The following is a 12,991-nucleotide window of genomic DNA, read 5'->3' on the forward strand; positions in this document are numbered from 1 at the left end:
AGGAGCCTGACGTGTACCGCGTTGGAATTGACGTCGGCGGCACCAATACGGACGCTGTCGTACTGAATGGAAAGACCGTGCTGGCGGGGGTTAAGGCCTCGACGACCGAAGACGTGACGTCGGGCGTGATCGAAGCACTCGAAAAGGTGATCGAAGCGTCCGGCATCGACCGGGCGCGGATCGCGGCTGTCATGATCGGCACGACGCATTTTACCAATGCGGTGATCGAGCGGCGTCACATGGACGAAGTCGCGGCGATCCGCCTGAGCCTGCCGTCGGGCGCTGGCCTGCCGCCGATGGTCGACTGGCCCGACGACCTTCGCGAGATCGTCGGAAATCATGGGTATCAGGTAAAGGGCGGCTATGAATTCGACGGGCGCGAACTCTCGCCGCTCGATGAGGACGCCATCGTCCGGATCGCGGGCGACATCCGCGCCAAGGGGCTGAAGGCAGCGGCGGTCACCTGTGTCTTCAGTGGCATCAACGACGCCATGGAACTCCGCGCCAAGGAGATTTTGCAACAGCATTGCCCGGGTCTGCCGGTCGTGATGTCGAAGGACATCGGTCGCCATGGCCTGATTGCCCGCGAGAGTGCGACGATCATGAACGCCAGCCTCTTGTCTCTGGCGGATCGCACCGTTGCGGCATTCGGCAAGGCCCTGACGGCTGCCGGGATACCATGCCCGTTCTATATCACCCAGAACGACGGCACTCTGATGGCCGCCGATGTCGTGCGCTCCTTCCCTGTCCTGACCTTCGCCTCCGGCCCGACCAACTCGATGCGGGGCGCGGCATTCCTGACCGGCATCAAGGATGCCGTTGTCGTCGATGTCGGCGGCACCACCTCGGATGTCGGCTCCCTTTCGCACGGCTTCCCGCGCCAAGCCTCGACCACGGTCGATATCGGCGGCGTGCGTACGAATTTCCGAATGCCCGATGTGTTTTCCATTGGCCTGGGCGGCGGCTCGCTGGTCGTCAGAGGTGATGCTGGCCTGACCGTGGGACCAAAGTCGGTGGGCTACCGCGTTCGCAAGGAAGCCCTGTGCTTCGGCGGCACGACGCTGACCGCGACCGATATCGCCGTCGCCTCTGGCAAGGCCGATGTGGGTGACAGGGCGCTGGTCGAAAACCTCGACAAGGTGCTGGTCGATGCGGCCGTCGCGAAGATCGATGCGATGCTCGAAGCCTGCGTCGAGCGCAGCCGCATCTCGTCGACGCCTGTACCGGTGATAGCGGTCGGTGGCGGGTCCATCCTCATGCCCGACCGTATCGGTGAATTGGAGGTGATCCGGCCTGAGAATTTCGCCGTGGCAAATGCCGTCGGCGCCGCCATCGCGCAGATCAGCGGCGAGACGGACCGCGTCTTCTCGTTGATCGACGGACGCACGCGCGAAAGTGCGCTCGCGGAAGCGGAAGCGGAAGCGCGTGAGAAAGCGATCGCTGCCGGCGCGCTGGCCGAAACGCTCGAAGTCATCGAGCGAGAGGACATGCCGCTTGCCTATCTGCCGGGCAACGCCACGCGCATTCACGTCAAAGTCGTCGGAGAAATGGGAGGCGAGCATGCCTGAGACGCGCAAGCTGAAATATGACGAAGCCGTCCTGCGCACGCTGACGCCGGAAGACCTCGACGCGCTGGAGATCGGCGCCGGCATTCTCGGCACCGGCGGCGGCGGCAATCCGTATCAGGGCAAGCTTCTCGCGCTTGAGGCGATGAAGGCCGGTTACGAGATGAAGGTTCTCGCGACCGACAGTATCGAGCCGGACGCGCTGTGCATGTCCATCGGCGGCATCGGGGCACCTGTTGTCGGCGTGGAACGCATCCGCGAGGGGCGCGAGGGGCTTCGCTGCCTGCGCGCGATGGAAGAGCTGATCCGCACGCCGATCGATGCCATCGTCTGCGAGGAAATCGGCGGCTCGAATGCGATGAACCCTCTGGTCACGGCGGCGCTTGGTGGGTTGCCCGTCCTGGATTGCGACGGCATGGGCCGGGCCTTTCCCGAAATGCAGATGACGACATTCTCGATCTATGGCCACAGCTCGACACCCTCGGTGATGTGCGATCTGCATGGCAACGCCGTGATCTTCAGCCATGCCGTGTCCGAGGTCTGGCACGAGCGCATGGCGCGCGCCTGCGTCGTGGCCCAGGGCGGCGGCGCCATGCTGGCGACGGCGCCGATGCAGGCGCACTACGTCCACCAATACGGCATTCCGAAAAGCTATACCAAGGCGATCGCGCTCGGCGAAGCGGTGATCCGCGCGCGCAAAGCGCAGGAAGATCCGATCGCGGCGGTCTGTGCGCTTGAGGGCGGGCGACGCATCTTCAACGGCAAGATCACCGATCTGAAGCGCCATTTGCGTGGCGGCTTTGCCGTTGGTGACATGGAGCTTGCGGGCTTTGACGATTGCGTCGGTCAGACGGCGAGCGTGGCGATCCAGAACGAATTTCTGATCTTCCGCCGGGACGGCGAGGTCGAGGTCTGCGTGCCCGATCTGATCGTCCTGCTCGATGTCGATACGGGTTATCCGATCACCACCGAAATGCTGCGCTACGGCCAGCGCGTCGCCGTGATCGCCATCCCCTGTCAAGAGCTGCTGCGCAGTGCGCGCGCGCTCGATGTCGTCGGCCCGGCGGCTTTCGGCTATCGCGACATCACTTACCTGCCACTGCCTACTCCCGCGGGGACGGCGGCATAACCATAAGCGGGGCAGTTCCAGTTCCCGCATCCAAGAGGAGAACGTGAATGAAGATGGGTTCCAATAGTTTGCGCCTCGCAGCGCTGTTCCTCGGCACGGCCATGGCGCTGCCGCTGACCTCGGTTGCGGCTTCGGCGGCCGACAAGGTGTCGATTGCCGTCAATACAATGCAGATCTTTAGCTCGCTCGACCCGGCGAAGGTCACCGACTATACCGGCTACATGGCCATCGTGAACATGTATGACGGCCTGACGACGGTAAGCCCTTCGGGCGACATCGTCCCCCATCTGGCAAAATCATGGGACATCGCGCCGGACGGGCTGACCTACACCTTCCATCTGCGTGATGATGCCAAATTCCAGGACGGCACGCCGCTCAAGGCTTCGGACTTTGTCTGGTCGATCCGGCGTCTGCTCGGCATCAACAAGGGGCCGTCGAACCTTGTCGTCGGCCTTGTGAAGCCCGAAAACATCACCGCGCCCGACGATACCACTGTTGTCATCAAGCTCGACCGTCAGTTCTCGCCCTTCATGGCGGTGACGCCACTGATGATGGCGCTCAACGAAAAGCTGATCGAGGCCAATACGAAGCCGGACGATAAATGGGGCGAAGCCTATGTCGGAGAACATTCGGCGGGCTCCGGCCCTTATAAGCTCGTCAGCTACAACCGTTCGGCCGACATGGTTATAGCGCGTAACGCTGACTATTTCCTCGGCTGGACCAAGGGCACGCCGATCGACGAGGTGCGCTTCATTCAGACGAGCGACGATGCCACGGTGAAGGCCCTGGCCGAAAAGGGCGATCTCGGCCTTTCCTCGCACGGCATGGGCAACGACACCTATGAAACAATCGGCAAGATGCCGAACTACAAGCTGATCCAGACCGGCACGGCCGGCGGCTTCGTCATCAAGCTGAACTCCAAGGTCTATCCGACGGATGATGTCCATGTACGGCGTGCGATCGCCTATGCGACCGATTACAAGACCATTCAGGAGGCGATCTATCCGGGCTTCGACATGACCGGCCCGCTTTCGACCGCGTTCAAGGACGCCCATAGCGACGATATCCAGCCCGGCGTCTTCGACCTCGAAAAGGCCAAGGAAGAGCTTGCCAAGTCGAAGTATGCTGGCCAGAAGATCACGCTGGTCAACAGCTATGTCGCCTCGCTTGCCTTCGAGGCGGATGTGGCGCTGCTGATGCAGGCAAATCTTGAACAGATCGGCATCACGCTCGACATCAAGCCCGAGCCGTGGAACCGCATCGTCGAACTTTCCTCCAAACCGGAAACGACGCCGGCTTCGACGCAGGTCAACATCTCGCCCAATTATCCCTCGCCGGATGCGATATTCTACAACCAGTATCACTCCAAGGCTTCAGGTACCTGGATGTCGATGGAATGGCTGCAGAATCCGGAGGTCGATGCGCTGATCGACAAGGCGCGGGCGACCACCGACGTCAAGGAACAGAATGCGGCCTATAAGGAGCTTCAGGCGAAGCTCGTCGATCTGCAGCCAGACGTTTGGGCCGTGTCGCCGAACCGCCGTTATGCCGCGAACAAATGCTTGCAGGGCTACGAGTTCATCCCGATGCAAAGCTGGGACCTGAATTTCTCGAACTTCCATTGGGACTGCAAGGCGAACTGATCCTCGCATTCCAGACAAGCAGACCCGGCCCCGTTTTGGGGTCGGGAACGCTATTGCCGAAGGTGACACATGCTTCAGGAATTTTCCGAAGACGACATCGAGCCGCTTGCAACGGGTGCCTGGATTCTGGGGACCGGGGGCGGCGGCAATCCCTATATCTCGACGCTGAACCTCCGCCGGCTCTATGCCGAGGGCCGGCGTGTTCAGGTGATGGACCCGATGGCGCTCGACGACGACGACATGGTTGCCGTCGTCTCGAAGATGGGCGCGCCGCTGGTCGGCCAGGAGCGGCTGGGCGATCCCGTTCATCTTGCCCGCGCGGTCGAGGTCATGGAGGATTACCTTGGCAAGCCTTTCCGCGCGATCATGAGCGTCGAGATTGGCGGTTCGAATGCGCTGTCCTCCTTCCTCGCCGCCGCCATGCTCGGCCGCCCGGTCGTCAACGCCGATGCGATGGGCCGCGCCTATCCGGAGGCGCAGATGACCTCCTTTGCCATCGGCAATCTGCCGATGTTCCCGCTTTCGCTGGTCGACGTGCGCGAAAATGAAGTCATCGTCACCCGAGCGGCGTCGTGGAAATGGATGGAGCGGATATCGCGCAAGATCTGCACCGAGGTCGGCTCGACCGCCGCCACCTGCAAAGCGCCCCGCACCGGCCGAGAGGTCAAGGAATGGGGCATTCACTATACGATCACCAAGGCAACCGAACTCGGCGGGGCCGTGATCGAGGCGCGTGCGCGCCACGACGATCCGGTGAAGGCGGTCCTCGACCACGAGGGCGGCAAGCAGCTGTTCCGCGGCAAGGTGATCGACGTCGCGCGCGAGACCACCGGCGGCTTCCTGCGAGGCCGCACGGTGATTGAAGGCATCGACGCGGACAAGGGTGCGCGCATGGAGCTGGCCTTCCAGAACGAATGGGCGGTCGCGTTCCGTGACGGCGAGCCCGTTGCAATGACGCCGGATCTGCTGTGCCTTCTCGACACGATTTCGGGCGGCGCGATCGGGACTGAATCGGTGCGCTACGGCCAGCGCGTGACGGTCGTGGCTCTGCCTGCCCCGAAACTTCTGACGACACCCGCGGGGATCGCAGCCGTTGGGCCTCGTGCCTTTGGTTATGACATTGATTTCAGATCGGTATTCGCATGAAGCGCATCGGTATTGACGTTGGCGGCACCAACACGGATGCCGTCTTGATCGACGGCGAAAACATCATCGCCTCGATCAAGGTTCCCACGACGCAGGACGTGATGTCGGGCGTGAAGGCGGCTTTGAGTCACGTCGCTGGCTATGCCGGAGGAAGCGGCCGTCCCATCGACGCGGTGATGATCGGCACGACCCATTTCACGAACGCCGTCGTCGAGCGTGCGCGCCTGGAGCGCGTCGCGGCGATCCGCATCGCCTTGCCCACCGGCGCATCGCTGCCGCCGATGTGCGACTGGCCGGAGGATCTGCGTGCTGCGGTCGATCCGCTGGTCTTCATGGTGCATGGCGGCCACGAATATGACGGCAGCTTGCTGGTGCCGATGATCCCCGACGAGATCCGCGAAGCGGCGATGAAGATCCGCGACGCGGGCATTACCTCGATCGCGATCTCGGCCACCTTCTCGCCGCTGACGACCGAATGCGAGGTCAGGGCGGCCGAGATCGTCCGTTCGGTGATCCCGGATGCGCGGATCACGTTGTCGCACACGCTCGGCCGGATCGGGCTTCTGGAGCGCGAGAACGTCGCGCTTTTGAATGCGGCGCTGCAATCCCTCGGTAAGACAACGGTGCAGGCTTTTTCGGATGCACTGCGAGAGGCGGGCTTGGCCGCGCCTTTCTATCTGACGCAGAATGACGGCACGGTGGCGCTTGCCGATGTGGCGGCGGCAAACCCGGTCCATAGTTTCGCCTCCGGACCGACGAACTCGATGCGTGGCGCAGCTTTCCTGACCGGGCTCATGGATTCCATGGTCGTCGATGTCGGTGGCACCACCTCGGATATCGGCTGCCTTGTCGGCGGTTTTCCGCGCGAGGCGAACAATATTGTCCATATTGGCGGGGTACGCACGCTGTTCCGCATGCCCGACCTCCTGCCGATTGCGCTTGGCGGCGGAACGATCATCGATCCGGAAACCGGCAAGATAGGCCCGCGTTCGGTCGGCTATCGCATATTGACCGAAGCACGCGTCTTCGGCGGCAACACGTTGACCACGTCGGATATTGCGGTCGCAGCAGGGCTGATCGAGATGGGTGACAGGGACCGCGTGAAAGATCTCGATCCGACCTTCGTCAGGACAAGCCTCGGCCGTATCCGCGATATGGTGACAGACAGCTTCGATCAGATGAAGACCTCGGCGGAAGACGTGCCACTGATTGCGGTCGGTGGCGGGGCCTTCCTGATCCCGGATAAGATCGCCGGAGCTTCCGACGTTCTTCGCGTCGAGAACGCGGGTGTGGCGAACGCGCTGGGTGCTGCGATGGCGCAGGTCTCCGGTGAAGTCGATCAGGTGTTCTCGGGGCTGAGCCGCGATGAGGCGCTCGCAAAAGCCGAGGAAGGGGCGCGAGATGCCGCCGTCGCTTCTGGCGCGAGCCGTGCAAGCCTCAAGACCCTCGAGGTCGAGGATATCCCGATCGCTTACCTGCCAGGCGGTGCGCGGCGCGTGCGTGTGCGGGTGATCGGCGACATCGCGTTCAATTGACGCAAATAGCCTGGCCCCGCAGGAGCGCGTTTTTCATCCGCTATATGGTTGGGCATTGCGCCCCGCCTGGCCTATCTGAAGCAGGATCTCGCCAGCGCTGCGGATGGTGTTGTCAATGGTGATCTCGCGCCCTATCACATCGGGGCTGGTGGCGATCGATGCCGCCGGCGAGGTCGTCGCTACCCACGGACAATCTACGAGGTCACGCTGTGACGGAGGCAAGAATGAGCGAAAATCCGATCCATATCCCCGTATTCGATGGGCATAACGACATCCTGTCGCGCCTGATGAGCGAGGGGCGGCTGGGCGCAGAGACACGCTTCCTGAACGGGCAGGAGGGCGTACACATCGACCTTCCCCGGGCAAGGCAAGGCGGCCTCGTCGGCGGGCTTTGCGCTGTCTATGTCCCCGGAACCGGCAGGGTGCCGGATGCCAACGGCGATCTGCCGCAGGTCGATCGTCAGAGCGCACTGGATCACACGATCGCGCAAGCCGCTCTCCTGCGTCGGATCGAGGCGCAGTCGGAAGGCGCTTTCACGGTCTGCACGTCGGTCGCGGAAATCCATACGGCAATCGAGTATGGCAGTTTCGCCGCAGTCTTCCATATCGAGGGGATTGAAGCCGTCGGACCGGATCTCGATCTTCTCCATGTGCTCCACGCGGCGGGCCTGCGGACGCTTGGTCCGGTCTGGAGTCGTCCGAACATCTTCGCGCATGGTGTGCCCTTCCGCTTCGGCCATGGTCCCGATATCGGCCCCGGATTGACCGAAGCCGGCCGCGACCTGATCCGGCTGTGCAACCGGCTGAAGATCATGATCGACCTTTCGCATATGAACGATGCCGGGTTCTGGGATGTCGCGGAAATCTCGGATGCGCCGCTCGTCGCCTCGCATTCGAACGCCTTTGCGATTTGCCCCCACAGCCGCAACGCGACCGACAGGCAGCTCGATGCGATCCGCGAGACGGGCGGCCTCATCGGGTTGAATTTTGGTGTCAAGTTCCTCCACCCCGAGGGCAAGGCTGACAGCGGGACGGATATTTCGGTGATGGTGCGCCACATCGACTATCTGGTCGAACGGGTGGGCATCGATCATGTCGCCTTGGGATCAGATTTCGACGGCACATTAATCTCGAACAAGATCGGGGACGTCACCGGCCTGCCGCGCCTGCTCAGCGCGCTGCAAGCGGCCGGTTACGACAATGAGGCGCTGACGAAGATCGCGCATTCCAACTGGCTTTCACTGCTGGAACGCACCTGGGGTGATGAAGCCGCATAGTAGATGTCATGGGCGCCAATGTCTGGAAAGAAGGATAAAAGGCGTGTCTGGGCGACAGCCGTCAACGCTGACGCTCCAAGGAGTGCCGCGGCGTCATTGTGTCTCCTCAGAGTATCGCCCGTGCTCAGGCCGCCACCATTTCCCGTATTGTGCTGACGATTTTCTCGGGATCGTAGGGTTTGCTGAAAAACCGCCCATCGACCGGAAGATTCTCTTCTCGAATGGATTGGTGGCCGGAGGTTACGATGATCTTGATGGGCGGCCAGCGATCGCGAACAGCGATCGCCAGCATGAGCCCGTCCATGCTGCCGGGCATGTCGATGTCGGTGAACAGGGCCTGTATTTCCGTGTGTTCTACCAGGATAACAATGGCTTCGTCGGCGTTTGCAGCCTCCAAGACCAGGAACCCGCCATCCTCCAGTGCATCGGAAATGTCCATTCTCATTAGTGGTTCGTCCTCGACCACGAGAACGGTAATGTGGGCATTGGTCATTGCAGTCTCAATTCTCTTTGGTCACCCCGCCTGTGAAGCTGGTGACAGCAGGTATGAATCGGCGCGGTTCAAGACAAGCGTCAGAGCATGGGTAACGCGGCGTGCCTCGGAATTGATCCGTGCCTTTCAATTATATTGACGGTAAGCGCACAGTGACCATCGGAGGATTCAGGCAAGCCGATGCATTGCCGACGCTTCCTTTATCGCAACACGTCTCTATTTAACCGGAGAGAAGCGATGTAAGGATTTGCATGACCGACGGGCTGCAGCCGCCAAATGTAAACGGAACTATACTACGGGAACTCGTTGCTGGGTTGAGCGATGGCATTGTCCTGCTTGACCCTGAAGGAGGGATTTCCTGGGCAAACGGTGCCGCGCTTCAAATGCACAGGGTCTCCGCAATCGAAGAGCTTGGCGGCGATGTTGAAGGCTACCGGAAAGCATTTGCACTCAGATACCGTAACAACCATCCGCTGGAGGAAGGCCAATATCCGATCGAGCGGCTGCTCGATGGCGAGACGGTCGATGAGGTGACCGTCGAAATATCGCCAGCCTGCGCCCCGGATCTCGTCTGGGTTCACACAGTCCGCAGTCTGATCATCGCTGATGCCGGTGACCGACCGAACGTACTCGCGCTCGTGATCCGGGACGAGACGCCGCTATTCGAGGCGGAAGAGCGCTTCGAACGCGCCTTTAATGCCAATCCTGCGCCTGGCCTGATTTGTCGCCTTGAGGATCTTTGTTTCATCCGCGTCAACCCGGGCTTCGTGGAGATGACGAACTATACCCGGGAAGAGATCATCGGAAAGACCGTCGATCAGATCGGCCTCTTTGCCAATTGTGATACGGGCGAGGACGCCACGGCGAAGCTTATGGAAGGAAAGATGATCCGGCAGCGGGAGGCCCTGCTTCCTCTTCCGGGCGGTGGCGATTGCCTGGTGATCGTTGCCGGCGAACCGATTGCCGTCGGCGAAGAGCCATGCATGTTGTTCACATTCGCGGATCTTGATGCGCGGCGAAAGGCACAGAACGCACTTCGCCAGAGCGAAGAGCGGTTCTCGAAGTCATTCAGGCTCTCGCCTGCTGCCGCGGCGATCTCCCGTCTCGACGATTTCGTTTTCACGGAGGTCAACGATGCTTTCGTCCAGCTCTCGGGCTACAGCCTCGAGGAGATCGTTGGAAAGACGGCAAGTGAATTGCGCCTATGGGACAATATCGCCGCCCGGCGCGCCGTGGAAAAGAAGCTTGCGGACACCATAGCAGTTCGCGATGAAGCGATGCGTATGAAGCAAAAGGACGGTGGGACAGCGGATTGTCTCGTATCCGCCGAGCGCGTCGAAATCGGCGATCAGCAATGCGTGATCTGGTCGTTGCAGGACATCACTGAACGCAAGCGCAGCGAAGCGGAATTGGTCGAAGCCATCGAGAGCGTCATGGCCGATACCTCGTGGTTCAGCCGCTCGGTTGTCGATCGTCTCGCCACATTGCGGCAGGTGTCGAGCGGCAAGGCTCCCTCGGCGCAGCTGCTCGATCTCAGCGATCGCGAGAAGGAAATTCTTGCCCTGATATGTCGCGGTCAAAGCGATGCGGAGATGAGTGAGACGCTTCATCTGTCCAAGAACACCATCCGCAACCATGTTGCGTCGCTTTACATAAAGATTGGCGTAAACCGGCGAGCCGCCGCTGTCATCTGGGCCAGGGAGCGTGGTTTCACAGGCGCCTCGGCATCGTCCAAGGGCCTTAAGTCAAAGTGACGGCTCGATGCTTGCGCCAGGCTCGATAAGGCCTGCATTCGCGAAATGAAGCGGATGGAGTGAGAAAAGGCTATTTCCTACTAGCCTGCCTAGTATTTTCTGATCTGCAAACTGTCGTTCTGAGGCTCTAATTCTTGGGGCATGGCTTCGGTCGAAAGCCCGACGCCGCTTCGTTCTAGACCCAACCCAAGGAGAAGAGACGATGGATAAGAACCGTATCAAAGGCGCAGCCAAGGAAGCAGCGGGATCGATCAAGGAGACGGCCGGGAAGTTGACCGGCAATGATCGGCTTAAGGCAGAGGGTGCCGCCGAGAAGACCGAAGGAAAGATCCAGAGTGAAGTTGGCAAGGCCAAGGATGCCGTCAAAGACATTCTTCGATGAGGTGATAGCCGCCTGAATTCCCGATCATGCGATCTCACGGAGGCACCTTCGATGCTCTTTCTGGCCAAGCTTTCATCGCTCACGACCGGGTCAGATAGGTGTGCGACCTGTGCAGCTATCCGCTGCCTGATTGCCTATGCCGATGGGCTCGAGGGTTCAAGGATCGACGTGACCGCGACAGAAGGCACTATCGTACTCTCGGGCGTCGCGACGAGCGATCAGGCGCGTGAGACAGCAATTGCGATTGCCGGCGAATATGCCGGCAATCGCGTCGTCAATAATATCGCCACGCAGGCAGATATTGCCGGTCTTCCGGCCTGCCATATCTGCCGTGACGGCCGATGAGCAACGGTCGTGCGAACAAATACACCCAGGCTATGAAGGAAACCTCGTGAAAAGATCATCGTTGCGGTTGCAACCGTTTTCATGGCCTCGGGATCAATGCGCCAGCGTATTCCATCACTAAACTATGATGCTCTCCGATTGTACTTTAACATCATGCGAAGAAGACCTACGCTTGTCGGGACATCGGTATGTGAGCCTTGCCGGATAATGGAGCATACGGGATGAGCCATCTGTCGACCAACGAGAATGAGACGGTCGCCGAATACGTCGGCATGTCCGCGAGAAGCGGGTCTCAACCCAATTTAATCCACCATCCGCTGGCACTTCAAGACATTCTGGAAGCGTTACCGGAGGCTGTTTACACGACCGATGCACTCGGCCGGATCACCTTCTACAACAAGGCAGCAACCGAGATGTGGGGTGTCAGCCCCAAGCTTGGTGAGAGCGAATTCTGCGGCTCCTGGAAACTCTACTGGCCCGACGGAACGCTTCTGCCGCATGACGAATGCCCCATGGCGATCGCGCTGAAAGAGAGGCGCGCCGTCAGAGGGCTTGAAGCGATTGCCGAGCGCCCGGACGGTACGCGTACCGCGTTCCTTGCATTTCCAACGCCGATCTTCGATGCCGCCGGCAACCTTAGCGGTGCCGTCAATATGCTCGTCGATCTGACCGATCGCGCGAGTGTTGAAGAGGCGGCCCAACGGTTTGCGGCCATCGTCGAATCGTCCGACGACGCGATCCTCGCCAAGGACTTGAACGGTAAAATCGTCAGCTGGAACCGTGGTGCCGAGCGGCTTTACGGTTATACGGCGCAGGAAGCGATCGGCCAGCCCGTTCTCATGCTTATCCCGCTTGATCGGCAGAACGAGGAGCCGGAACTCCTGGCTCGCATCCGCCGTGGCGAACGCATCGACCACTATGAAACGATCCGACGCCGGAAGGACGGCAGTCTCGTTGAGATATCGCTATCGGTCTCGCCGATCAAAAATCGCGAAGGCCGTGTCATCGGCGTGTCCAAGATCGCGCGCGATATAACCGAGCGCCGGCGCGCTGAAGAGCAGCAACATCTGCTGATCAGGGAGATGGACCACCGCGTCAAAAACCTGTTCAGCCTTGCAAGCAGCGTTGTGTCGCTGAGCGCGCGCGCCGCGACGACACCTGGAGAGCTTGCCTCCGCTGTTTCGGCCCGATTGAACGCGTTGGCGCGCGCGCATGCCTTGACGGTTCCTCGCACGTCTGACGCAGCCAGTCGAAACGAGCAGGCAACCACGCTGCATGCCCTGATACAGACGATTGTGGCGCCCTACGATATCACCACCGACATCCGGCAATCGCGAGCCATCGTTACGGGTCCCGATATCGCCATTAGCGGCAGCGCGGTCACGAGCTTTGCATTGCTGCTGCATGAATTTGCAACCAACGCCGCGAAATATGGAGCTCTTTCCACCTCGGACGGGCGCGTCGATATCGCATGCGCCGAGGACGGGGAGCACTTTATCCTGACGTGGACCGAGAGTGGCGGGCCACCGGTTGATCGGCAGACCGATGGAGATGGTTTTGGCAGTATCCTCGCCAAGGCAACGGTCCGCAGTCAGCTCGGTGGTGAGATTTCTCGTGAATGGAACCGTGAAGGGTTGTCGATCCGCCTCATGGTCAAGGCCGATCGCCTCGTTGTATGATCCGCGCTTGATGCCGGTAGCGCTGTGTTTTCGGCTCGGACTG

Annotated in this window: 11 protein-coding genes; 10 read left to right on the forward strand and 1 reads right to left on the reverse strand. The window is 60.8% G+C overall.

Features of this window, described 5'->3' with window-relative positions; all coding sequences use genetic code 11:
• Nucleotides 1-11 precede the first annotated feature (11 nt).
• The 6 genes from PMI03_RS01520 to PMI03_RS01545 all read left to right on the forward strand — a co-directional run bounded on the left by PMI03_RS01520 (nt 12) and on the right by PMI03_RS01545 (nt 8,295).
• Nucleotides 12-1,568, forward strand: a complete 1,557-nt coding sequence (locus PMI03_RS01520) for a hydantoinase/oxoprolinase N-terminal domain-containing protein (RefSeq protein ID WP_007689167.1) — start codon at nt 12-14, stop codon at nt 1,566-1,568.
• On the forward strand, nt 1,561-2,694 hold the full coding sequence (locus PMI03_RS01525) for a DUF917 domain-containing protein (RefSeq protein ID WP_007689168.1): 1,134 nt from the start codon (nt 1,561-1,563) through the stop codon (nt 2,692-2,694). Before PMI03_RS01520 ends, PMI03_RS01525 begins: the two co-directional genes overlap by 8 nt.
• 47 nt (nt 2,695-2,741) lie before the next feature.
• Nucleotides 2,742-4,337, forward strand: a complete 1,596-nt coding sequence (locus PMI03_RS01530) for an ABC transporter substrate-binding protein (RefSeq protein WP_007689169.1) — start codon at nt 2,742-2,744, stop codon at nt 4,335-4,337.
• Nucleotides 4,338-4,406: 69 nt separating this feature from the next.
• The gene (locus tag PMI03_RS01535) at nt 4,407-5,483 is read left to right on the forward strand and encodes a DUF917 domain-containing protein (RefSeq protein ID WP_007689170.1); all 1,077 of its coding nucleotides are present in this window, start codon (nt 4,407-4,409) and stop codon (nt 5,481-5,483) included.
• Nucleotides 5,480-7,018 carry a hydantoinase/oxoprolinase N-terminal domain-containing protein gene (locus PMI03_RS01540; protein ID WP_007689172.1) on the forward strand — a complete coding sequence of 513 codons (1,539 nt, stop codon included), beginning with the start codon at nt 5,480-5,482 and terminating at the stop codon, nt 7,016-7,018. The genes PMI03_RS01535 and PMI03_RS01540 overlap by 4 nt, the downstream gene beginning before the upstream one ends.
• Nucleotides 7,019-7,242: 224 nt before the next feature.
• Nucleotides 7,243-8,295, forward strand: coding sequence for a dipeptidase (locus PMI03_RS01545; protein WP_007689173.1), 1,053 nt, complete (start codon nt 7,243-7,245; stop codon nt 8,293-8,295).
• Nucleotides 8,296-8,419: 124 nt separating this feature from the next.
• Here PMI03_RS01545 and PMI03_RS01550 read toward each other — a convergent pair whose 3' ends face one another.
• A complete protein-coding gene (locus PMI03_RS01550) occupies nt 8,420-8,788 on the reverse strand; it encodes a response regulator (RefSeq protein WP_007689174.1) in 369 nt (122 codons plus the stop codon).
• Nucleotides 8,789-9,039: 251 nt separating this feature from the next.
• On the opposite strand from PMI03_RS01550, the gene PMI03_RS01555 reads away from it, so the two are divergent.
• The 4 genes from PMI03_RS01555 (at nt 9,040) to PMI03_RS01570 (ending at nt 12,948) form a co-directional block, all read left to right on the forward strand.
• Entirely contained in the window at nt 9,040-10,542 is a 1,503-nt protein-coding gene (locus tag PMI03_RS01555) for a helix-turn-helix transcriptional regulator (RefSeq protein ID WP_007689175.1), read from the forward strand.
• Nucleotides 10,543-10,744: 202 nt separating this feature from the next.
• Nucleotides 10,745-10,924, forward strand: coding sequence for a CsbD family protein (locus PMI03_RS01560; protein ID WP_007689176.1), 180 nt, complete (start codon nt 10,745-10,747; stop codon nt 10,922-10,924).
• 51 nt (nt 10,925-10,975) lie between these two features.
• A complete protein-coding gene (locus tag PMI03_RS01565; RefSeq protein WP_007689177.1) occupies nt 10,976-11,269 on the forward strand; it encodes a BON domain-containing protein in 294 nt (97 codons plus the stop codon).
• A gap of 221 nt (nt 11,270-11,490) precedes the next feature.
• Nucleotides 11,491-12,948 (forward strand): PAS domain S-box protein, encoded by a 1,458-nt coding sequence (locus tag PMI03_RS01570; RefSeq protein WP_007689178.1) that lies wholly within the window; start codon nt 11,491-11,493, stop codon nt 12,946-12,948.
• The last annotated feature ends 43 nt before the right edge of the window (nt 12,949-12,991 follow it).

Origin of the sequence: Rhizobium sp. AP16, from assembly GCF_000281735.1 — a bacterium.
GTDB lineage: Bacteria > Pseudomonadota > Alphaproteobacteria > Rhizobiales > Rhizobiaceae > Rhizobium > Rhizobium rhizogenes.